The 20,379-nt window shown below is 68.8% G+C and carries 19 protein-coding genes; 4 read left to right on the top strand and 15 right to left on the bottom strand.

The annotated features are described in order from the left end of the window. The first annotated feature begins 34 nt into the window (after nucleotides 1-34). Entirely contained in the window at nucleotides 35-466 is a 432-nt protein-coding gene (locus LV780_RS06615) for a TIGR01244 family sulfur transferase (RefSeq protein ID WP_101340685.1), read from the top strand. Nucleotides 467-476: 10 nt separating this feature from the next. Here LV780_RS06615 and LV780_RS06610 read toward each other — a convergent pair whose 3' ends face one another. The 7 genes from LV780_RS06610 to LV780_RS06580 all read right to left on the bottom strand — a co-directional run bounded on the left by LV780_RS06610 (nucleotide 477) and on the right by LV780_RS06580 (nucleotide 7,953). Further along, nucleotides 477-1,412 (bottom strand): FliM/FliN family flagellar motor switch protein, encoded by a 936-nt coding sequence (locus tag LV780_RS06610; RefSeq protein ID WP_108220162.1) that lies wholly within the window; start codon nucleotides 1,410-1,412, stop codon nucleotides 477-479. Nucleotides 1,413-1,481: 69 nt separating this feature from the next. Beyond that, nucleotides 1,482-4,166 (bottom strand): sodium:solute symporter family transporter, encoded by a 2,685-nt coding sequence (locus LV780_RS06605; protein ID WP_011908499.1) that lies wholly within the window; start codon nucleotides 4,164-4,166, stop codon nucleotides 1,482-1,484. After that, nucleotides 4,166-4,456 carry a hypothetical protein gene (locus LV780_RS06600; protein ID WP_108220161.1) on the bottom strand — a complete coding sequence of 97 codons (291 nt, stop codon included), beginning with the start codon at nucleotides 4,454-4,456 and terminating at the stop codon, nucleotides 4,166-4,168. Before LV780_RS06600 ends, LV780_RS06605 begins: the two co-directional genes overlap by 1 nt. Further along, the gene (locus LV780_RS06595) at nucleotides 4,453-4,821 is read right to left on the bottom strand and encodes a response regulator transcription factor (protein WP_011908497.1); all 369 of its coding nucleotides are present in this window, start codon (nucleotides 4,819-4,821) and stop codon (nucleotides 4,453-4,455) included. Before LV780_RS06595 ends, LV780_RS06600 begins: the two co-directional genes overlap by 4 nt. A 127-nt stretch (nucleotides 4,822-4,948) precedes the next feature. Continuing rightward, nucleotides 4,949-6,235: a helix-turn-helix domain-containing protein gene (locus LV780_RS06590; protein WP_108220160.1), complete on the bottom strand. Its 1,287-nt coding sequence runs from the start codon at nucleotides 6,233-6,235 to the stop codon at nucleotides 4,949-4,951. A gap of 119 nt (nucleotides 6,236-6,354) precedes the next feature. Continuing rightward, the gene (locus LV780_RS06585) at nucleotides 6,355-7,200 is read right to left on the bottom strand and encodes a fumarylacetoacetate hydrolase family protein (protein WP_108220159.1); all 846 of its coding nucleotides are present in this window, start codon (nucleotides 7,198-7,200) and stop codon (nucleotides 6,355-6,357) included. 9 nt (nucleotides 7,201-7,209) lie between these two features. Next, entirely contained in the window at nucleotides 7,210-7,953 is a 744-nt protein-coding gene (locus LV780_RS06580; RefSeq protein ID WP_108220289.1) for an SDR family oxidoreductase, read from the bottom strand. 215 nt (nucleotides 7,954-8,168) lie between these two features. Between LV780_RS06580 and LV780_RS06575 the strand changes: the two genes are divergently transcribed. Continuing rightward, the gene (locus LV780_RS06575; protein WP_117344960.1) at nucleotides 8,169-9,110 is read left to right on the top strand and encodes a 2-hydroxyacid dehydrogenase; all 942 of its coding nucleotides are present in this window, start codon (nucleotides 8,169-8,171) and stop codon (nucleotides 9,108-9,110) included. A gap of 68 nt (nucleotides 9,111-9,178) precedes the next feature. On the opposite strand, the gene LV780_RS06570 is transcribed toward LV780_RS06575, so the two are convergent. The 7 genes from LV780_RS06570 to LV780_RS06540 all read right to left on the bottom strand — a co-directional run bounded on the left by LV780_RS06570 (nucleotide 9,179) and on the right by LV780_RS06540 (nucleotide 17,458). Then, a complete protein-coding gene (locus tag LV780_RS06570; RefSeq protein WP_108220157.1) occupies nucleotides 9,179-10,960 on the bottom strand; it encodes an IlvD/Edd family dehydratase in 1,782 nt (593 codons plus the stop codon). Nucleotides 10,961-11,093: 133 nt separating this feature from the next. Next, nucleotides 11,094-12,074, bottom strand: a complete 981-nt coding sequence (locus LV780_RS06565; protein ID WP_108220156.1) for an ABC transporter substrate-binding protein — start codon at nucleotides 12,072-12,074, stop codon at nucleotides 11,094-11,096. A gap of 28 nt (nucleotides 12,075-12,102) precedes the next feature. Continuing rightward, nucleotides 12,103-12,954 (bottom strand): ABC transporter permease, encoded by an 852-nt coding sequence (locus LV780_RS06560; RefSeq protein ID WP_108220155.1) that lies wholly within the window; start codon nucleotides 12,952-12,954, stop codon nucleotides 12,103-12,105. After that, the gene (locus LV780_RS06555; RefSeq protein WP_108220154.1) at nucleotides 12,951-13,814 is read right to left on the bottom strand and encodes an ABC transporter permease; all 864 of its coding nucleotides are present in this window, start codon (nucleotides 13,812-13,814) and stop codon (nucleotides 12,951-12,953) included. Before LV780_RS06555 ends, LV780_RS06560 begins: the two co-directional genes overlap by 4 nt. A 9-nt stretch (nucleotides 13,815-13,823) precedes the next feature. After that, complete coding sequence (locus tag LV780_RS06550; RefSeq protein ID WP_101340695.1) at nucleotides 13,824-14,621, bottom strand: ABC transporter ATP-binding protein; 798 nt, start codon at nucleotides 14,619-14,621, stop codon at nucleotides 13,824-13,826. After that, complete coding sequence (gene hydA / locus LV780_RS06545; RefSeq protein ID WP_101340696.1) at nucleotides 14,621-16,072, bottom strand: dihydropyrimidinase; 1,452 nt, start codon at nucleotides 16,070-16,072, stop codon at nucleotides 14,621-14,623. Before hydA ends, LV780_RS06550 begins: the two co-directional genes overlap by 1 nt. Nucleotides 16,073-16,198: 126 nt before the next feature. Continuing rightward, nucleotides 16,199-17,458: a Zn-dependent hydrolase gene (locus LV780_RS06540; RefSeq protein ID WP_101340697.1), complete on the bottom strand. Its 1,260-nt coding sequence runs from the start codon at nucleotides 17,456-17,458 to the stop codon at nucleotides 16,199-16,201. A 137-nt stretch (nucleotides 17,459-17,595) separates the two neighbouring features. Between LV780_RS06540 and LV780_RS06535 the strand changes: the two genes are divergently transcribed. After that, the gene (locus LV780_RS06535) at nucleotides 17,596-18,228 is read left to right on the top strand and encodes a TetR/AcrR family transcriptional regulator (RefSeq protein WP_108220153.1); all 633 of its coding nucleotides are present in this window, start codon (nucleotides 17,596-17,598) and stop codon (nucleotides 18,226-18,228) included. Between the two features lie 165 nt (nucleotides 18,229-18,393). After that, nucleotides 18,394-19,005 carry a TetR family transcriptional regulator C-terminal domain-containing protein gene (locus tag LV780_RS06530; protein WP_011908484.1) on the top strand — a complete coding sequence of 204 codons (612 nt, stop codon included), beginning with the start codon at nucleotides 18,394-18,396 and terminating at the stop codon, nucleotides 19,003-19,005. Nucleotides 19,006-19,017: 12 nt separating this feature from the next. Here LV780_RS06530 and preA read toward each other — a convergent pair whose 3' ends face one another. After that, nucleotides 19,018-20,322, bottom strand: a complete 1,305-nt coding sequence (preA, locus tag LV780_RS06525; RefSeq protein WP_108220152.1) for an NAD-dependent dihydropyrimidine dehydrogenase subunit PreA — start codon at nucleotides 20,320-20,322, stop codon at nucleotides 19,018-19,020. Between the last annotated feature and the right edge of the window lie 57 nt (nucleotides 20,323-20,379).

Genomic DNA, 20,379 nt, shown 5'->3' with positions numbered 1-20,379 from the left:
CTATGGTCGCAGGCACCGTTTCGAGAGGATCTCCATGACGTTCCGCCCCCTCACCGATGGCTATGCCGTCGCGCCGCAGATCACGCCCGAGGATCTGGCCGCCCTCCGCGCCGCGGGCTTCACGACGATCATCGACAACCGGCCGGACGGCGAGATCCCGGCGGCCCTTCACGCCGCCGGGATGCGCCGGGCGGCCGAGGCGGAGGGGTTCACCTTCGTCGAGAACCCGGTGGTCGGCGGGGCGATCACGCTGGAAAACGTGCACCGGCAGCGTGAGGCCATCGACGCGGCCACGGGGCCCGTCCTGGCCTATTGCGCCTCGGGCAACCGTTCCTCGGTGGTCTGGGCGCTGGCGAATGCGGGCCGGATGCCGACCGACGATCTGATCGCCCTGCCGGCCCGGCACGGCTACCAGCTGGAAGGGTTCCGGCGCGAGATCGACCGGCTGGCCCAGCAAGGGACCTGATCACCGGGAGCTAATCGTCGGTTCCGGTCATGGCGAAGGGCACCACGCCTCCCGGCGAAGCGGCGGGCACGGACGCCGGGGCAAGGCGGATCGCCCGCATCCCGCGATGCTGGCCCAGCCGCCCCTCGGCCACCTGACGCCCGTCGAGAGCCACGAAGGCCACATCCTCGAGCGTGGCCTTGGAGAGGTCCACCACGTCCCCGACCTGCCAGCCCATCACCGTTCCGAGCGGGAGGGTGACGCGGGCCAGCACGGCGTCAAGCAGGCACTCGGCGCCCATCACCTGTTCAGCCAGCGCCAGGCCGAAGTCCGAGCCGGGGGTCCCGGTCTCCTCGGGCGCCTCGGGCCGGAGCGGCGGCTCACCGCGCCCCTCGGCCGGCAGCGCAAGAAGCAGCGGACCCGATTTGGCGCCGAGCGCCAGATCCACATTCACCGTCAGGACGCGGTAGGCACAATCCTCGAGCAGCAGCCCGAGCGGCCGTGGATCATCGAGAAACGAGGCGTAGCGGAAGCCGCCGGCCCAGATCCGGTCCTCATCCTCGGCCAGAAGGACCTCCAGTTCCGCAAGCGTCTGGTCGATGAAGCCCGACACCATGGCCGCATCCGTGCGCGTGGGCTTGCGGCTGGCCGGAGGCTGCGCGCTGACGCGGCCGATGGTCTGCACCTCGATCAGCGCCGACAGGACGGGCGGCGACAGGGCGACAAGGCCAAGGCCTTCCCCCGGCCCCTCGACGATGGCGTAGAGCGAGCGTTCTTCGGGCATCTCGAGCAGTTCGGCCAGCGACCGGCGCGCGGACGCAAGCCCCGCCACATCGAGCGCCAGCGCAAAGGCATCCCGCGCCGCCCGCGCCAGCGACAGGCGCAGGGCACGCTCGGCCCCCGCGGCCTGCGCCACCACCGGCCGAGCCTTTGCCTCGATCTTTCGCCTGAGCACGCCGTCCGTCACAGCCCTGTCCCGCAACCGCCTAAGTGCTTCTGGCATGGCAGGGTTGAGAAAGGGTTGACGTCCGCGCCCTCAGGCCGCGCGTTGCAGGCGCAGCGGCAGCGTCACGCGGAAGGCGGCCCCGCCCTGCCCCGGCAGGTAGGTGATCGTGCCGCCAAGGTTCGCCATCACCTCGCGGCAGATCGCAAGGCCGAGGCCCGCGCCCCCGGCCCGCGTCTGGTCCGACAGGCGGGCGAACTTCTCGAAGATCAGCTCCTGGCTCTCCTTCGAGATGCCCGAGCCGTTGTCGGCGAAATCCACCGTCACCCGCCCGCCCTTCTGGCGGACCGAGATCCGCAGCTCGGGATGGGCCGCGTCGCAATATTTGCGCGCGTTCGAGATCAGGTTGATGAAGACCTGCGCCAGCCGGTCGCTGTCGGTGTAGAGGAAGATGTTCTCGACGGCGGGATCGCGATGGATGGTGAAGCTGCGCTCGGGCCGTGTGTGGGCCGCGGATTGAAGCGCGCGGTCGATCATCTGCTGAAGATTGGCGAGCCCGAGGTTCAGTTGCACCGACCCGTTCTCGAGCACCGACAGGTCGAGCAGGTCGTCGAGCAGCCGGGTCAGACGGATCGCCTCCTCGTGGATGATCCGGGCGTGACGCGCGGCCATCTCGGGCGGAAGGTCGCCCTCCATCAGGATCTCGGAGAAGGCCCGGATCGAGGTCATGGGCGTGCGAAGCTCGTGGCTGATCTGGCTGAGGAAGGCGTCCTTCTGCACCGACAGGCGCGTGAGCTTGTCGTTGGCCTCGCGCAGCTGGCGCGCAGTGCGGGTCAGTTCCTCCTGCTGCGCCTCGAGGCGGGCGGAATATTCCATGATCTGGGCGGTCTCGTTGGCCACCGCCATCAGATCCTCGACCGACACCGCCGCACGGCCCGCCAGCTGGGCCAGCATCGCATGGGCCGTGGCCGCGCCGACCGACCCCGCAAGCCGCCGCTCGAGCCGCTCGACGAAGGCGGGGATCGGGTCGGGCAGGTAGCCCTCCTTGCCCTGCAACCGCGCCTCGGACTGAAAGAGCGCCAGCGCCTCCTCCTCGCCGAGGATGCGCTGGGCCATCACCAGCAGCTCCTCGGCCTCGGCCTTGCCCTCCGCCCAGCCCTGCGGGCCGCGGTTTCCGGTCTCGAAGACATTGACGAAGGCCGCGCCCTGCAACCGCTCGAGCGGGCGCGGAAAGCTCACCAGCGAGGCGGCGCAGAAGACGGTGCCGTTCAGCACAAGCGACCAGAACATCGCATGGATCAGCGGATCCATCCCCTCGACCCCGAACAGCGCCTGCGGCCGCAGCCACGCGATGCCGAACGGGCCCTCGAGCAGCATCCGCGCAGGGATCACGGCGTCGGGTCCGAAGGAAGGCAGGAAGAGCGTATAGGCCCAGACCGCAAAGCCCAGCGTCAGCCCCCAGAGGGCGCCGGTGCGGGTGGCGCCGCGCCAGAAGATCCCGCCGAGCATCGCGGGCAGCATCTGCGCCACCCCCACGAAGGAGATCAGCCCGATGGTGGCCAGCGCGCTCGACCCGCCCGAGAGGCGGTAATAGCCATAGCCCAGCCCCAGCACGCCCGCGATCGAGATCCGCCGGGCGAGCAGCACGATGCCGCGCACGTCCCCCGCCACCCCCGGCGTCGCCCGGAGCGACAGCCACAGCGGCATGACGATGTGGTTCGACACCATCGTCGCCAGCGCCACCGCGGCCACGATCACCATGGCCGTGGCCGAGGAGAAGCCGCCGAGGAAGGCCAGCATGGCCAGCCCGCCCTGCCCCTGATCGAGCGGCACCGTCAGCACGAAGAGGTCGGGGTTCGCCCCCTCGGGCATGATCTCGAGCCCCACGACCGCGATCGGCACGACGAAGAGGCTCATGAGGAACATGTAGAGCGGGAAGGCCCAGCTTGCGGTGGCGAGGTGGCGCTCGTCTCGGGTCTCGACCACCAGCACCTGGAACATCCGCGGCAGGCAGATCACGGCCGCGGCGGAGAGCATGGTCAACCCGGCCCAGCGGGAGGGCACCAGATCCCAGTCGGCGATGACCGAGCGGTCGATGCGCGCGATCACGTCGGCCGGGCCGTCGGCCACGCCCCAGACCACGAAGGCCCCCACCGCCACCAGCGCCACGAGCTTGACGACGCCCTCGACCGCAATGGCGGTGACGATGCCGGTGTGCTGCTCGTTGGCATCGAGCTTGCGGGTGCCGAACAGGATGGTGAAGAGCGCCAGCCCCGCCGCCACCCAGATCGAGGTGCTGTCGTGGTCGGGCATCTGCCAGCCCTCGTGCGGGCCGCTGGCAAAGACGCTGAAGCTCAGCGTGACGGACTGGAGCTGAAGCGCGATGTAGGGCGTGGCCGCCACCACGCAGAGCAGCGTCACCAGAACCCCGAGCAGGTTCGACTTGCCATAGCGCGACGAGATCAGGTCGGCGATCGAGGTCACGCGCTGCTGTCGCCCGATCCGCACCAGCTTGCGCAGCACCCACCACCAGCCCACGAAGACCAGCGTCGGCCCGAGATAGATGGTCAGATATTCCAGCCCCGAGCGGGCGGCGTATCCGACCGCGCCGTAGAAGGTCCAGGCGGTGCAGTAGATCGAGAGCGAGAGCGTATAGACCAGGGGCGAGCGCAGCCAGGGCAGCGCCTCACCCACCGAGCGGCGCTCGACGAGGAAGGCCACGAGGAACAGAAGGATCACATAGCAGAGGCAGGCCAGGACGAGGATGTCAAACGGCATCAGTCCGCCCCGCCTCCGCCGACGCCCTCGTCGCCCGCGCCATCCTCGCGCGGCTCGGCCCGCAGGCCCGGCGCCATGACCGCGGCCGCCAGGATGAGCAGCGCCCAGATCACGAAGAGATAGATCCCGTCCGGCGCCGTGTCGCGGCGGTCGGTGGCGGCGGGCTCCCACAGGATCGGCAGCAGGAACAGGAAGGCGCCCAGCACCGGCAGCATCCGCGCCGCATCCCGCAGCCGCCGCTTGCGGTAGGATCGCCGCGCCAGAAAGAGCGGCGAGCGCCGGCGGCTCATCGCGGCACCAGGGCCCGGACCGACGCCAGCATCTCGGTGTTGGAAAAGGGCTTCGACATGAAGGCATCCACCCCGGCCCGTTCGGCGGCGGCCCGGTCGCGCACCTGCCCCTTGGCCGTCAGCATCAGCACCGGCAGATCCTCGGTCTGGGGATCGGCCCGCAGCGCCGAGAGGATGTCAAAGCCGCTCATGCCGGGCAGCATCAGGTCGAGGATCAGAAGGTCGGGCTGCGTGCTTCGCACCGCTTCGATCGCATCGGCGCCGCTAGAGTGGGTCGAGACCTTCAACCCGTCGCGCATCAGGATGAACCGGATCGCTTCGGCAATGTTCGGCTCGTCCTCGATCAGCAGCACATGCGCCGTCATGCAACATTCCCCCCGCAACCCGCACCCGGAGCCTCCCCGCCCCGTGTCAACTTACGATGCAAGACGCGTTGCTGTCAAAGCGGGAGGTCGCCGATCACGCCCCCTGCGCCGCCGGAAACGGCTGCCGTCACGAGCCTTCCAGCAGGATCGAGGGCTCGCGCCGGGCGGGGCATCCCGCGCGCGGACAGATCCGGCACGAGGTTCCCACGGGGCGCGGCTCGAAGGACGGGTCGGGCACCGCCGGCTCGATCAGCATTCCCGCCTCGCGCAGTTCGGGCCCGGAAAAGCCCGCCGGATGGCGCGGCTCGCAGAAGGCTCGGGCGCGGTAGGAGCGGCGGGCGCGGGCCGCAGGCTCGATCACCGCCTCGACCGGGCTCATCGGATGGGCCAGCGCCTCGAAGAGCGGCCAGAGCGGACAGGCGGCGCCGAACCGCGGCAGCAGGAACCCCTCGGGCGGCTTGCGGAAGACCAGCGTCCCCGACCCGTCGCAGATCACGAGGCCCGCAAGCGCGCCCGGCAGCGTCGCCATCCGCCGGAAGACGGCGAGAACCCCCACGCCGAACCGGCGGGCCACCAGCAGCGGATCGCCTTCGGCCCGGATCGCGGCGCGGAAGGCATCGAGCGGCATCACCGCCGCATCCGCCTCGGCCCGCAGGATCCAGTCGCGCGCCATCGCCCGGCCCGCCGCCGACGCCAGACCCTCGAGTTCCGGCTCGAGCAGCGCCCGCCCGCCCGGCTCCTCCAGTTCGGCCAGATGCCAGCCGCGGGCGGCAAGCCAGCCCTCCACCTCCTCCTGCGGCGCGGCGAGGCCCTGCTCCTCGTCCTCGGCGGCCGCGTCGAGATAGGCCACCAGCGCCTCGGCCCCCACCGCCAGCCGCTCGCTGTCGGTGTGGATGTTGGCATGGAAGCGCGCCCGCCAGTCCGGGTCGATGTCCTCGGTTTCGGCCAGGATCGCCGCGGTCGAGCGCACCGCGCTCACCGCCGAAAGCACCTCGTGCAGCGCCTGGCTGAGATGGGTGTCGTGGGTCAGGCGGTCGTTCAGCGCGGTGACGGTGCGTTCGAGCAGGCCCAGCCTTCGATGCTGCGCGGCCAGCATCCGCGCCCAGCCCGGAAAGCGGCCGACGAAATCCTCGACCCGGTCCAGTTCGGGCTGCTCGTCGCCGCCCGACGCGGCCGCGGCGCGCAGATCCTCGACCAGCACCCACTCGGCCCCGGCCGAGAGCGTCTGGGCCTCGATCTTCAGCGCGCGCGCCAGCCGTCCCAGCACCTCGTCGCCGATCCGGCGGCGGTTGTGCTCGATCAGGTTGAGATACGAGGCCGAGATCCCCGCCGACCGCGCGAGATCGGCCTGCCGGAGCCCCAGCTGCAGGCGCCGCTCGCGCACCCGGCTGCCCGTGAGCGCCGTCATCGGCATGGTTCATCCCTCCCGGCTTTACAGGATCATCCTGCATTATCCGGGGGAAGCACAGGGCTTTTCAACCCCGCCTCGCACCGCCGTCGAGGCCGGACATTGCCGGCCCCGATGCGGCGCGCTCAGGCGTCGGCGATCACGTCCTGCCGCTGCCGGCCCAGCCCCTCGACACCCAGCTCGACCACGTCCCCGGCCTTCAGGAACCGGGGCGGCTTCATCCCCAGCCCCACCCCCGGAGGCGTCCCGGTCGAGATCACGTCGCCCGGATGCAGCGTCATGAACTGCGAGAGGTAGCTGACCAGAAAGGCCACGCCATAGACCATCGTCCGCGTCGTGCCGTCCTGCATCTTCTGCCCGTTCACCGACAGCCAGAGCGACAGGTCCTGCGGATCGGCCACCTCGTCCCGGGTCACGAGCCAGGGCCCGAGCTGGCCGAAGTTGTCGCAGCTCTTGCCCTTGGTCCACTGGCCCGACCGTTCGGCCTGGAAGGCCCGCTCGGAGACATCGTTGGCCACCGCATAGCCCGCGACATGGGTCAGCGCCTCGGCCTCAGAGACATACTTGGCCTTCCGGCCGATGATCACGGCCAGTTCCACCTCCCAGTCGGTCTTGACCGACCCGCGCGGAATGATGATCGGATCGTTCGGGCCGCAGATCGCCGAATTGGCCTTCATGAAGATGATCGGCTCGGGCGGGACCTGCGCGCCGGTCTCGGCCGCATGGTCGGAATAGTTCAGGCCGATGCAGATGAACTTGCCGATCCCGCCCACGCAGGGGCCGAGGCGCGCATCCTCGGCCACGACCGGCAGGCCCGCCCCGTCGATCTCGCGCAGCCTGGCCAGACCCTCGTCCGACAGCGCGTCGCCCCCCACGTCCGGCAGGATGCCCGAGAGGTCGCGGATGGTGCCGTCGGTCCAGACGAGCCCGGGTCGTTCGGCCCCGGCGGGCCCATGGCGCAGCAGTTTCATGGTCTCTCCTCAGATATTGGACCAGCCCCCGTCGATGACATGGGCGACCCCGGTGGTGTAGGCGGATTCGTCCGAGGCGAGATAGACGACGAGCGCCGCGATCTCCTCGGGGCGGCCGATGCGGCCGATGGGCTGGCGCGCCACGAAGGCGCGCCGCGCGGCCTCGTAGTCGCCGGTCGCGCGGAGTCGCTCTTCGAGCGAGGGGCTCTCGACCGTGCCGGGGCAGATCGCGTTGCAGCGGATGCCCTGCCCGATGAAGTCGGCCGCGATGGATTTGGTCAGCCCCACGACGCCCGCCTTGGTGGTGCCATAGACGAAGCGGTTCGGCGCGGCGATGGCCGCCGAGACGACCGAGGCCATGTTGACGATCGACCCGCCGCCGCCCGCGATCATGCCGGGCAGGAAGGCGCGGCACATGCGGTACATGCCCGTCAGGTTCAGCCCGACCGAGACCTCCCAGCTCTCCTCGTCGCAGTCGAGGATCGTGCCGGAGGCGACGAATCCCGCGCAATTGAAGAGCACATCGAGCGGCCCCGCCGCCTCGACGGCATCGGCGATCGAGGCCGGATCGCGCACGTCCAGACGGCGCACCTCCAGCCCCTCGGCGGCGAGGCTTTCGAGTGCGGCCGCGTTCACATCGGTCGCCAGCACCCGCGCCCCTTCGCGCGCCATGGCGAGAGCCGAGGCCCTGCCGATCCCCTGACCCGCCGCCGTCACCAGCGCGCGCTTTCCGGTCAGCCGGCCTGAGCCCATGGTCTCCTCCGCTCGCAGTTCCGCCTCAGCAAAGAGCATTCCCGATGCAAGAACAAGCCTTGCCGGCGCAAAAGGGCCGGCTGATCGAAGGGCGCGCAAGAGGAACTTCTGGCTGAGACGGGATGATGCTCGGCAGGCTGGCCGATCCGTTCGTGATATGCCAGCCTTTCGCCGCGGCCCCCGGGGCCGCAGGCAACGGACCGAAAGGAGACGGGATGAAACGGCAACGGGTGATCGCAGTGGGCTCCTACCCCGAATGGGACAATGAGGCGATGACGCAGAGCTTTTCCCTCACCACGGTCGCGCGGCTTGCGGATCTGGCCGACCTCGATCCCTCTCTCCGGCACGAGACCATCGCGGTGGCCTACAAGGGCGGCGCGGCTTTCGGGGCCGAGACGATGGACCTGTTGCCCGCCCTCGGGGTGATCGCGAACTTTGGCGTGGGCTACGATGCGATCGACGTTGACGCCGCCCGCGCCCGCGGCATCCGCGTGACCAACACGCCCGATGTTCTGAACGACGACGTGGCCGATACGGCGCTGGCCATGATGCTCGCCCTCTGCCGCCGCATCCCGGACGGAGACCGCTTCGTGCGCGAAGGGCGGTGGCCAAAGGAGGACTTTCCGCTGAACCGCAAGTTCTCGGGCGGGCGGGCGGGCATCATGGGACTGGGGCGCATCGGGCGGGCCATCGCCGACCGCCTCGTGGGCTTCGGCATGGAGATCCACTACCATTCGCGCAGCGCCAAGGAGGTGCCCGCCGGCTGGATCTTCCACGCGACCCCCGAGGGGCTGGCGGCCGAGGTGGACTGGCTGGTGGTGGCCCTGGTCGGCGGAGCGGCCACCGAACGCTATGTCTCGGCCGAGGTCATCGCCTGCATGCCGCAGGACGCCGTCCTGGTGAACATCTCGCGCGGCACGACGGTGGACGAGGCCGCCCTCATCGAGGCGCTCGAGGCCGGGCGGATCGGGGCGGCGCTCGACGTCTTCCGCAACGAGCCCGACATCGACCCGCGGTTCCTGTCGCTGCCCAACGTGCTGCTGCAACCGCACCAGGGCTCGGGCACGGTCGAGACGCGCCGCGCGATGGGAGAGCTGCAACGCGCCAACATCCGCGCCTTCCTGACGGGCGAGCCGCTGCTGACCCCCGTCGCCTGAACGCGGGGTTCGTGGCATGCAGGGCGAGGCTCATGCAGAACATGAACCTCGCCGTGTAACCCGATGTTTCAATGGTTGTCCCGCGGAAGATCTCGCGCCACACGGCGGTAAGTGGTGGCCAGCTCGATGCACCCCCCGTCGGCCAGCTGGCCCGAGAGGCGGCGATAGATTTCCTGCCACGGGGTCTGGTTGTGAAGCTCGGGCGGCTGCCATGCGGCCCGCCGCGCCTCCCATTCGGCCTCGTCCACCAGCGCATCGAGCCGGCAGCGGTTGAGGTCGAGCCGCACCCGGTCCCCGGTCTGCAGAAACGCAAGACCCCCGCCGGCCACCGCCTCGGGCGAGGCGTTGAGGATCGAGGGGCTTTCCGACGTGCCCGACTGCCGCCCGTCGCCCACCGTCGGCAGATGCGTGACGCCCTCGCGCAGCAGCGCGTCGGGCGGCTGCATGTTCACCACCTCGGCCGATCCGGGGTAGCCGATGCAGCCCACACCGCGGATGAAGAGGATCGTCGTCTCGTCGATGCCGAGCGCGGGGTCGTTGATGCGGGCGTGATAATCCTCGGGCCCCTCGAAGACCACGGCGCGGGCCTCGTGGATGCCCTCCTGTCCCGGCCGCGCGAGGAAGCGGTGCCGGAACTCGGCCGAGATCACCGAGGTCTTCATCAGAGCCGAGTCGAAGAGATTGCCCGAAAGCACGAGAAATCCAGCCTTTTCGCGCAGCGGCTCATCAACCGGGCGGATCACGCGCCGGTCGCGGCTGCGCTCGCCCTGAAGGTTGTGGCCCACGCTTTGGCCGGTGACCGTCAGCGCATCCTCATGCAGAAGCCCCGCAGCGATCAGTTCGCCCATCACGGCCGGAACCCCGCCCGCGCGAAAGAAGCTCTCGCCCAGATACTCGCCCGCGGGCTGCATGTTCACCAGCAGCGGCACGTCGAACCCCACCTCCTGCCAGTCCTGCACCGCAAGCTCGACCCCGACATGGCGCGCGATCGCCTGCAGATGCGGCGGCGCGTTGGTCGAGCCACCGATCGCCGAATTGACCCGGATGGCGTTCTCGAAGGCCTTGCGGGTGAGGATGTCCGACGGCTTGAGATCCTCGAGCACCATCTCGACGATCCGTCGCCCCGTGGCATAGGCCATGTTCATCCGCTCGCGGAACGGCGCGGGAATGGCCGAACAGCCCGGCAGCGACATGCCGAGCGCCTCGGCCAGCGCGTTCAGCGTCGAGGCGGTGCCCATCGTGTTGCAATGGCCGAGCGAGGGCGCCGAGGCGCAGGCGCGCTCCATGAACTCGGCATAGTCGATCTCGCCCTCGGCCAGAAGCCGGCGGCTCTCCCAGATGATCGTGCCCGACCCGGCGAGCTTGCCCTCCCACCAGCCATCCAGCATCGGGCCGCCCGAGAGGACGATCGAGGGAAGGTCCACCGTCGCCGCCGCCATCAGCTGCGCCGGAGTGGTCTTGTCGCAGCCCGTGGTCAGCACCACGCCGTCGATCGGATAGCCGTGCAGCACCTCGACCAGACCCAGATAGGCCAGGTTGCGGTCGAGCGCCGCCGTCGGGCGCCGCCCGGTCTCCTGGATCGGATGGACGGGAAACTCCATCGGCACCCCGCCCGCGTCGCGGATCCCCGCCTTGATCCGGTCGGCCAGGAACAGGTGGATCTTGTTGCAGGGCGCGAGGTCCGATCCCGACTGCGCGATGCCGATGATCGGCCGATCGCCCTGCAATTCGCGCCGCGTGAATCCCTGGTTCTGGTATCGCTCGACATAGAGCGCGGTCATGCCGGGGTTGTCGGGATTGTCGAACCACTCCTGCGAGCGGAACCGCCTTCTGTCCCGGGTGTCGGTCATCGTTCTGAGGCCTCCTGTCGCGAACCTTCAGCTTGGGCGCTGGGGCCGCCGAGGACAAGGCCCCGCTCCCGCCCTTCGCGACGCGGGAACGGAGCAGGAGGGTGCGGCAGGGGCGCCCCCCCCCGGGATGCCGTCAGTTCAGCGCCTTGCCGCTCACCTCGTGGGTCCAGGCGCCCTCGGGCTCCTTCGAGATCACCGGGTCCGAGCCGCCCCCGAGCAGCGCCTCGACGGTGCGCTGGTAGTCGGCCACGTCCAGCGCGCCGTTCGAGCCCGCCGTGAGCTTGGCGATCTCGCCCATCATCCGCTTCTGGTGCTCTTCGGTCTGCGCGCCGGTGTCGTCATTTTCCAGCACGATCATCGCGGCTTCGTCGGGGTTCTCCTCGGCCCATTTCCAGCCCTTCATCGAGGCGCGAACGAACTTGGCCATCGTCTCGACGAAGGCCGGATCCTGCAGCTTCGGCGCCATGACGTAAAGCCCGTCCTCGAGCGTCGCCACGCCCTGATCCTCGTACTTGAAGGTCACGAGGTCGTCGGGCGAAAGGCCCGCGTCGATCACCTGCCAGTATTCGTTGTAGGTCATGGTGGAGATGCAGGCCGCCTGCTTCTGCAAGAGCGGATCGACGTTGAAGCCCTGCTTCAGCACCGTCACCCCCTCGGGCGAGCCGTCGGTGGGCAGGCCCAGCTTCGACATCCAGTTCAGGAACGGATATTCGTTGCCGCCGAACCAGACGCCCAGCGTCTTGCCCTTGAAGTCCTCGGGGCTCGCCACGCCCCATTCCTTGAGGCAGGTCAGCATCATGCCCGAAGACTTGAAGGGCTGGGCGATGTTGACGATGTCGGCGCCCTGCTCGCGCGCGGCCAGCGCCGAGGGCATCCAGTCCACCATCACGTCGGCGCCGCCGCCCAGCAGCACCTGCACCGGCGCGATGTCGGGCCCGCCCGGCTTGATCGTGACGTTCAGCCCCTCTTCCTCGTAGAAGCCCTGGTCCTTGGCGACGTAGTAGCCCGCGAACTGGGCCTGCGTCACCCATTTCAGCTGCAGCGTCACATCCTCGGCCGAGGCCGTTCCCGCGGCGAGCGCGAGAAGCGCCGCTCCGGTCAGAAGTCCTTTCATCCTTACCTCCGTGTTGAGCCCGTTCGGGCTATCGTTGACGTCTCTGGGACGGGTGCCAGAAGGTCACCCCCCGCTCGACCAGCGCCACCACTCCATAGAAGGCCGAGCCCGCCAGTGCGGCAACCGTTATCTCGGCCCAGACCATGTCGAGGCCGAGCCGGCCCACCTCGGTCGAGATGCGAAAGCCCATGCCGCGGATGGGGCTGCCGAAAAACTCGGCAACGATGGCGCCGATCAGCGCGAGCGTGGTGGCGATCTTCAGCCCGTTGAAGATGAAGGGCATCGCCGCCGGCAGCCGCAGCTTCAGAAGCGTCTGGGCGTAGCTGGCGGAATAGGTCTTCATCAGGTCGCGCTGCATGGCCTCGGTCGCGGCCAGGCCCGCCACCGTGTTCACCAGCACCGGGAAGAAGACCATCACCACCACCACCGCCGCCTTCGACTGCCAGTCAAAGCCGAACCACATCACCAGGATCGGCGCGATCCCCACGATCGGCAGCGCGGCCACGAAATTGCCCACCGGCATGAGGCCCCGCTGCAGGAAGGGCGAGCGGTCGATGGCGATGGCGGTCAGCACCGCCGCGCCGCAGCCGATCAGCCAGCCGGTCAGCGCGCCCTTGACGAAGGTCTGGACGAAGTCGCCCCAAAGCACCGGCAGGCTTGTCGAGATCCGCGCCCCGATGGCGGTCGGCGGCGGCAGGATGATGGGCGAGACCTGAAGGCCGCGCACCATCAGCTCCCACACGACCAGCACGGTCAGGCCGAAGATCGCCGGCACCACCAGCCGCCCGGCCCGCGTCTCGGAAAAGCGCGAATGCGAAATGCGGATGTTCAGCGCCAGCGTGGCGACCCAGAAGACCAGCGCGAGAAGGACGAGGTTCATCGCGCCATCCCCATCCGCTTCAGCACCACGGCCTGCACCGCCCCCACGATCCCCACCAGCGCCGCGGCGACGATGGCGGCGGTGAAGAGCGCGGCCCAGATCTGGATGGTCTGTCCGTAATAGCTGCCCTGCAGGAGCCGCGCGCCGAGGCCCGCGACCGCGCCCGTGGGAAGCTCGCCGACGATGGCGCCGACGAGGCTGGCCGCGATCCCCACCTTCAGCGAGGCGAAGAGGTAGGGCATCGAGGCCGGCAGCCGCAGCTTCCAGAAGGTCTGGCTGCGGCTGGCGTTGTAGGTGGACAGCAGGTCCAGCTGCATCCGGTCGGGGCTGCGCAGGCCCGTCACCATGCCGACCACGACCGGGAAGAAGCTGAGATAGGCCGAGATGATCGCCTTCGGCAGCAGCCCCGAGACGCCGATGGAATTCATCACCACGATGATCATCGGCGCGATGGCGAGGATCGGGATGGTCTGGCTGGCGATGGCCCAGGGCATCACGCTCTGGTCCATCGCGCGGTTGTGGATGATGCCCACCGCCAGCAGAATGCCCAGCCCGGTGCCGATGCCAAAGCCCACCAGCGTCGCCGAGAGCGTGATCCAGGCGTGATAGACAAGGCTGCGCCGCGAGGTGACGGCCTGCCCGGCCCACCCGTCCCACAGGCCCTTGGCCACCTGATGCGGGGCAGGCAACACCGGGCGATCCTGCGCCAGTGTGCGGGGGACAAGCTCCTGAAAGCTGACCTCTGTGCCCGCGCGCGCCGCCTGATCGCGCACCCATGTCGCGTTCATCGCAACCGCCGCGGCATACCAGAGCGCCACGATCACCGCGACGACCGTCAGGACCGGCAGGATGGACCTCATGGGCGCCTCTCAGTCGTCATAGGAATGGCCAGCGCGCAGGCCCTCGCGGACGCGGTGGGCGATGGCGATGAACTCGGCGCTGTCGCGGATGTCCAGCGGACGCTCGCGCGGCAGGGGGCTTTCGATCACGTCGGTGATCCGGCCCGGGCGGGGCGACATGACCACGATCTTCGTGGACAGATAGACCGCCTCGGGGATCGAATGGGTCACGAAGCCGATGGTCTTGCCGGTCTGCGCCCAGAGCTTCAGAAGCGCCTCGTTCAGACGGTCGCGCACGATCTCGTCCAGAGCGCCGAAGGGCTCGTCCATCAAGAGGATGTCGGCGTCAAAAGCCAGGGCCCGCGCGATCGAGGCGCGCTGCTGCATCCCCCCCGACAGCTGCCAAGGGTATTTCTTGCCGAACCCTTCCAGTTCAACCAGTTGCAGAACGTCCTTCACACGCCGATCCTGCTCGGGCTTCGGGAAGCCCATGATCTCCAGCGGCAGGCGGATGTTGCCCGCGATGGTGCGCCACGGATAAAGCCCCGCGGCCTGGAAGACATAGCCGTAAGCCCTTCGCTTCCTTGCTTCATCCGGCGTCATGCCATTGACGCGCAGGTCGCCTTCGGTGGGATGCTCCAGCGCCGCGATGGCGCGCAGGAAGGTGGTCTTGCCGCAGCCCGAGGGGCCGATGAAGGACACGAAGTCGCCCTTCATCACCGAGAGATTAACGTCCTTCAGCGCATGGACCGGGCCGTCCGCCGTCTGGAAAGTCAGGCCCACCTTCCGCGCGTCGATCACGGGCCGGCCGGTCGCAGCGTCCGACATCACACCCCCGTCGCCGGGATGCCCGACCGCTCGACCGGCCGAGGCGCCGTCAGTTCCTTCCAGGCCGAAAGCGCGCGGTTCACCGCCGGCCGCGGCTCGCGGGCGACGAACTGGCCGTGGCCTTCCTGCGTGCGGATTTCGCCATCCGCCACTGCCACTTGCCCGCGGGTCAGCGTGTAGCGTGGCAGGCCCTTGACCTCCTTGCCCTCGAACACGTTGTAGTCGATCGCCGACTGCTGCGAGCCGGCCGAGATCACCTTGGTCTTCTCGGGGTCCCAGACCACCAGATCGGCATCCGCCCCCACCAGAACTGCGCCCTTCTTCGGGTAGCAGTTCAGGATCTTCGCGATATTCGTTGAGGTTACGGCCACAAATTCATTCGGCGTGAGACGCCCGGTGTTCACCCCATGCGTCCAGAGCATCGGCATCCGGTCCTCGAGCCCGCCGGTGCCGTTCGGGATCCTGGTAAAATCATTCATTCCGAAGCGTTTCTGATCCGTCGTGAAGGCGCAGTGATCGGTCGCCACCACCGACAGCGAGCCCGACTGCAACCCCGCCCAGAGCGAGTCCTGGTGCTGCTTGTTGCGGAACGGCGGGCTCATCACCCGGCGCGCGGCATGGTCCCAGTCGGGATGGAGATACTCGCTCTCGTCCAGCGTCAGGTGCTGGATCAAGGGCTCGCCCCAGACGCGCTTGCCCAGCATCCGGGCGCGCCGGATCGCCTCGTGCGCCTCCTCGCAGGAGGTATGGACGACATAGAGCGGCACCGCCGCCATGTCGGCGATCATGATAGCGCGGTTCGTGGCCTCGCCCTCGACCTGCGGCGGACGGGAATAGGCGTGCGCCTCCGGCCCGCAGTTGCCTTCGGCCAGAAGGCGGGCCGACAGTTCGGCCACCACGTCGCCGTTCTCGGCATGGACCATCGCCAGCGCCCCCAGATCGGCGCAGCGGCGGAAGCTGGCAAACAGCTCGTCGTCGTTCACCATCAGGGCGCCCTTGTAGGCCATGAAATGCTTGAACGAGGTGATGCCCTGATCGACCACCGCCTTCATCTCGTCGAAGACCTGCTCGCCCCACCAGGTGATCGCCATGTGGTAGGAATAGTCGCAGTTCGCCCGGCCCGACTTGTTGTGCCACATGGAAAGCGCATCGAGCAGCCCCTGACCCGGCGCGGGGAGCGCGAAATCCACCACCATCGTCGTGCCGCCCGCCAGCGCCGCCCGCGTGCCGCTCTCGAAATCGTCCGAGGAATAGGTGCCCATGAAGGGCATTTCGAGATGGGTGTGCGGGTCGATGCCCCCCGGCATGACATAACAGCCGGTGGCGTCCAGCACCTCGTCGCCCCTCAGGTCCGGCCCGATGGCGGTGATGACGCCGCCTTCAATCAGCACATCCGCCTGATAGGTCAGGTCCGCCGTGACGATCGTTCCGTTCTTGATGACTGTGCTCATGATCCCTCTCCTTGGCCCGCGGCCGTCGGCTCCGGCCTCCGGCAATCGGCGCCACCTCCCGCCGGTCGCCCTTTCACTCTGCCCAAATATCCTCGGGGGGTCCGGGGGGCAGACAGCCCCCCGGCGTCAGCCCACCACACCCGCCGTTTCCAGCACGGCGTGAAACAGCACGTTCGTCCCGGCGGTGGCCCATTCCGGCGAAATCTCCTCGGCCTCGTTGTGCGAGAGCCCGCCCACGCAGGGGCACATGACCATCGTGGCGGGCGCGATCCGTGCCGCCCAGCAGGCATCGTGACCGGCGCCCGAGATCAGGTCCATGTGGCTCAGCCCCAGCTTCTCGGCCGCGGCCCGGACGTGGGCCACCAGCTCGGGCGCGAAGGTGACGGGGTCGAAATGGCCCACCGGCTCGACCGAGCAGCCCACGCCCAGCTCGGCGCAGATGTCGGCCGCGCGGGCCTCGATCTCGGCGCGCATCCCGTCGAGCTTGCCCTGATCGGGCGAGCGGATGTCCACGGTGAAGACCACCTTGCCCGGCAGAACGTTGCGCGAGTTGGGCGAGAAGGTCACCTGCCCCACGCCGCCCACGGCGCCGGGCTGGGCGGCCATCGCCACCTCCTGCACCATCTCGAAGATCCGCGCCATGGCGAGGCCCGCGTTCGTGCGCATCGTCATGGGGGTGGAGCCGGTGTGCGCCTCGCGCCCCGTCAGGGTGAACTCGAGCCACCAGAGACCCTGGCAATGGGTCACGACGCCGATCTGCCGGCCCTCGGCCTCGAGGATGGGACCCTGCTCGATGTGCAACTCGTAATAGGCGTGCATCTTTCGCGCACCCACCGGCTCCTCGCCCTTCCAGCCGATCCGCGCCAGCTCCTCGCCGAAGCTGCGCCCTTCCAGATCGCGGCGGGCATAGGCGTAGTCGAGCGTATGGACCCCCGCGAAGACGCCCGAGGCCAGCATCGCCGGGGCGAAACGCGCACCCTCCTCGTTGGTCCAGTTGGTCACGACGATCGGATGTTTCGTGCGGATGCCCAGGTCGTTCATCGACCGCACCACCTCAAGCGCGCCCAGAACCCCCAGAACGCCGTCGAACTTGCCGCCCGTGGGCTGGGTGTCGAGGTGGCTTCCGACATAGACCGGCAGCGCCTCGGAGTCGGTGCCGGCGCGGGTTGCGAACATCGTGCCCATCCCGTCCACGCCCAGGGTGCAGCCCGCCTCCTCGCACCAGCGGGCGAAGAGCGCGCGCCCCTCGGCATCGGCGTCGGTCAGCGTCTGGCGATTGTTGCCCCCCGCGACGCCGGGTCCGATCTTCGCCATCTCCATCAGGCTGTCCCACAGACGCTCGCCATTGATGCGCAGGTTCTCACCCGCGGCCACCGTGTCGGCCATGCCGTTCTCCCTGTCCGGGGTCGCGGCAGGAACTCCGGCGCGCGCGCCCCGACTCTTCTGTTGCTCTTTCTTCGACCATCCGGTCAGATCGAAGCGCACCATAACCTGACCAACCGGTCAATGAATATCTCGGAGCCATGCCCGAAACCGCCCGTCCCTCGAAACGCGAGGAAACCCGCCGCGAGACCGAGCGGGCGATCCTGATCGCCGCCGAAAAAGTCTTTGCCGAGGCCGGGTTTGGTGGCGCGACCATGCAGCTCATCGCCGATATGGCGGGGCTGCCGAAGGCCAATCTGCACTATTACTTCCCCACCAAGGAGGCGCTCTACCGACGCGTCGTCGAAGATATCTTCGAGATCTGGCTCCGGGCGGCAGAGGCCCTTGATACGGCGGATTGCCCCGTGCGGGGCATCGGTGCCTATATCGACGCCAAGATGGAAATCTCGCGCCGCCATCCGTTCGGCTCGAAGGTCTGGGCCTCCGAGGTGATGCACGGCGCGCCGGTGATCCAGGACTACCTCGAGACCACGTTGCGCGAATGGACCGAAGGCCGCGCGCAGGCGATCCGCCGCTGGATCGCGGACGGGCGGATGCGGCCGGTCGATCCCCACCACCTGCTCTATATGCTCTGGGCCACGACCCAGCATTACGCGGACTTCGGGCATCAGATCGAGACCCTGAACGACGGGCGCCCCCTGTCGGACGAGGAGTGGGCCGCCGCCACCGAGAGCGTCAAGGAGATCATCCTGCGCGGCATCGGCGCGATCTGACGGCCTCGGCGCGCCGCCCGCGCCGTGTGGCGTCGCGATCATGCCACAGGTGCCCTGCGGATCTTCCGGCCGGGATGGAGATTTGACCAAACGGTCAAGGCCGGACTAGGATCCCGGCGAGAAGGAGTGCGCCCCCATGTCCCCTGCCCGCCGAGACCCCCGCCCATGACCAGCCCGCGGCAGACGCGCATCCAGCGGCGCAACTCCGAGGCGATCTTCGAGGCCGCGCTGGAGGTCTTTTCGGCCCACGGGTTCCGCGGGGCCACGCTCGACCAGATCGCCGAGGCCGCCGGCCTGTCGAAGCCGAACCTGCTCTATTACTTTCCGTCGAAGGAGGCGATCCATGTGGCCCTGCTGTCGCGGCTGCTCGCGACCTGGCTTGATCCGCTGAAGGCGATGAACCCCGCGGGCGACCCGGTGGCCGAGATCCTCGGCTATGTCCGGCGCAAGCTGGAGCTGTCGCGCGACTTTCCGCGCGAGAGCCGGCTGTTTGCCAACGAGATCCTGCAGGGCGCGCCGCGAATGCGCGCCGTGATCGAGACGGACCTCAAGGAACTGGTGGCGGACAAGGCCGCCGTCCTGACCCGCTGGATGGACGAGGGGCGGATCGCGCGCCTGCATCCGGTGCATCTGATCTTCTCGATCTGGGCCATGACGCAGCATTACGCCGATTTCGAGGTGCAGGTGCGGGCGGTGCTGGGAGAGGGCGAGCCCGACCCCTTCCCCGAGGCCGGGCTCTATCTCGAGACGCTGTTCAGGCGCCTTCTGGCCGTCTGAGGCCGGCGCCGGTCACTCGGCCGCTTCGCGCACCGACGGGTTGTTCGGATGGCTGAGCCAGTTGGCATAATCGCCCACCGTGCGGCCCGTGCGCGGATCGACCGCGCCTTTCGGCAGTTCCCGCATGGTGATGCAGTTCTCGACCGGGCAGACATCGACGCAGAGGTTGCAGGCCACGCATTCCTCGTCCTTCACGCTGAAGGTGCGGTCGGGCGACATGGCGATGGCCTGATGGCTCGTGTCCTCGCAGGCGGCGTAGCAGCGGCCGCACTTGATGCAGAGGTCCTGGTCGATCTGGGCCTTGGTGACGTAGTTGAGGTTCAGATACTGCCAGTCGGTGACGTTGGGCACCGCACGTCCCACCAGATCCGCGGTCGTCTCGAACCCCTTGGCGTCCATGTAGTCCGAGAGGCCCGAGATCATCTCCTCCACGATGCGGAAGCCGTAGGTCATCACCGCGGTGCAGACCTGCACGTTGCCCGCGCCGAGCAGCATGAACTCCACCGCGTCGCGCCAGGTGGTGACGCCGCCGATGCCCGAGATCGGCAGCCCGTGCGTCTCGGGGTTGCGGGCGATCTCGGCCACCATGTTCAGCGCGATGGGCTTCACCGCGGGGCCGCAATAGCCGCCGTGGGTGCCCTTGCCGTCGATCATGGGCATCGGCGCGAAGGCGTCGATATCCACGCCGGTGATCGAGTTGATCGTGTTGATCAGGCTGACCGCGTCCGCCCCGCCCCGCTTCGCGGCCTCGGCGGGCTTGCGGATGTCGGTGACGTTGGGCGTGAGTTTCACGATGCAGGGCATGCGCGAGTGCGTCTTCACCCAGCGCGTGACCATCTCGATATATTCCGGCACCTGCCCCACGGCCGAGCCCATGCCGCGCTCGGCCATGCCGTGCGGGCAGCCGAAGTTCAGCTCGACCCCGTCGGCCTCGGTGTCCTCGATCCGGGCGAGGATGTCCTTCCACGAGTCCTCGTCGCAGGGAACCATCAGCGAGATCACCAGCGCCCGGTCGGGATAGTCGCGCTTGACCGACTTGATCTCGCGCAGGTTCACCTCGAGCGGCCGGTCGGTGATGAGTTCGATGTTGTTCAGGCCCAGAAGCCGCCGGTCGGCGCCCCAGATCGCGCCGTAGCGGGGGCCGTTCACGTTGACGACCGGCGGGCCTTCGCTGCCCAGCGTCTTCCAGACCACACCGCCCCAGCCGGCCTCGAAGGCGCGGCGGACGTTGTATTCCTTGTCGGTGGGCGGCGCCGAGGCCAGCCAGAACGGGTTGGGCGACCGGATTCCGATGAAGTCGGACTGAAGATTGGCCATGGGATGCTCCTCAGAAACGGGGAACGGGCCGCGGTGCGGCCTGAACGGGTGCCATGG

The sequence above is a fragment of the Cereibacter azotoformans genome (genome assembly GCF_021391315.1).
Lineage (GTDB): Bacteria > Pseudomonadota > Alphaproteobacteria > Rhodobacterales > Rhodobacteraceae > Cereibacter_A > Cereibacter_A azotoformans.
Note: the sequence above shows the minus strand (reverse complement) of the source record. Positions and strands in the feature narration are given on the sequence as shown.

Bases quoted from the DNA above. Each gene is read 5' to 3' on its own strand.
- LV780_RS06540 (WP_101340697.1), bottom strand. From the start codon at position 17,458: ATGGCCGACACGGTGGCCGCGGGTGAGAACCTGCGCATCAATGGCGAG.
- LV780_RS06530 (WP_011908484.1), top strand. From the start codon at position 18,394: ATGACCAGCCCGCGGCAGACGCGCATCCAGCGGCGCAACTCCGAGGCG.
- LV780_RS06615 (WP_101340685.1), top strand. From the start codon at position 35: ATGACGTTCCGCCCCCTCACCGATGGCTATGCCGTCGCGCCGCAGATC.
- LV780_RS06575 (WP_117344960.1), top strand. From the start codon at position 8,169: ATGAAACGGCAACGGGTGATCGCAGTGGGCTCCTACCCCGAATGGGAC.
- LV780_RS06605 (WP_011908499.1), bottom strand. From the start codon at position 4,166: ATGCCGTTTGACATCCTCGTCCTGGCCTGCCTCTGCTATGTGATCCTT.
- LV780_RS06550 (WP_101340695.1), bottom strand. From the start codon at position 14,621: ATGTCGGACGCTGCGACCGGCCGGCCCGTGATCGACGCGCGGAAGGTG.
- preA (WP_108220152.1), bottom strand. From the start codon at position 20,322: ATGGCCAATCTTCAGTCCGACTTCATCGGAATCCGGTCGCCCAACCCG.
- hydA (WP_101340696.1), bottom strand. From the start codon at position 16,072: ATGAGCACAGTCATCAAGAACGGAACGATCGTCACGGCGGACCTGACC.
- LV780_RS06580 (WP_108220289.1), bottom strand. From the start codon at position 7,953: ATGGGCTCAGGCCGGCTGACCGGAAAGCGCGCGCTGGTGACGGCGGCG.
- LV780_RS06535 (WP_108220153.1), top strand. From the start codon at position 17,596: ATGCCCGAAACCGCCCGTCCCTCGAAACGCGAGGAAACCCGCCGCGAG.
- LV780_RS06595 (WP_011908497.1), bottom strand. From the start codon at position 4,821: ATGACGGCGCATGTGCTGCTGATCGAGGACGAGCCGAACATTGCCGAA.
- LV780_RS06565 (WP_108220156.1), bottom strand. From the start codon at position 12,074: ATGAAAGGACTTCTGACCGGAGCGGCGCTTCTCGCGCTCGCCGCGGGA.
- LV780_RS06585 (WP_108220159.1), bottom strand. From the start codon at position 7,200: ATGAAACTGCTGCGCCATGGGCCCGCCGGGGCCGAACGACCCGGGCTC.
- LV780_RS06570 (WP_108220157.1), bottom strand. From the start codon at position 10,960: ATGACCGACACCCGGGACAGAAGGCGGTTCCGCTCGCAGGAGTGGTTC.
- LV780_RS06590 (WP_108220160.1), bottom strand. From the start codon at position 6,235: ATGCCGATGACGGCGCTCACGGGCAGCCGGGTGCGCGAGCGGCGCCTG.
- LV780_RS06560 (WP_108220155.1), bottom strand. From the start codon at position 12,954: ATGAACCTCGTCCTTCTCGCGCTGGTCTTCTGGGTCGCCACGCTGGCG.
- LV780_RS06600 (WP_108220161.1), bottom strand. From the start codon at position 4,456: ATGAGCCGCCGGCGCTCGCCGCTCTTTCTGGCGCGGCGATCCTACCGC.
- LV780_RS06555 (WP_108220154.1), bottom strand. From the start codon at position 13,814: ATGAGGTCCATCCTGCCGGTCCTGACGGTCGTCGCGGTGATCGTGGCG.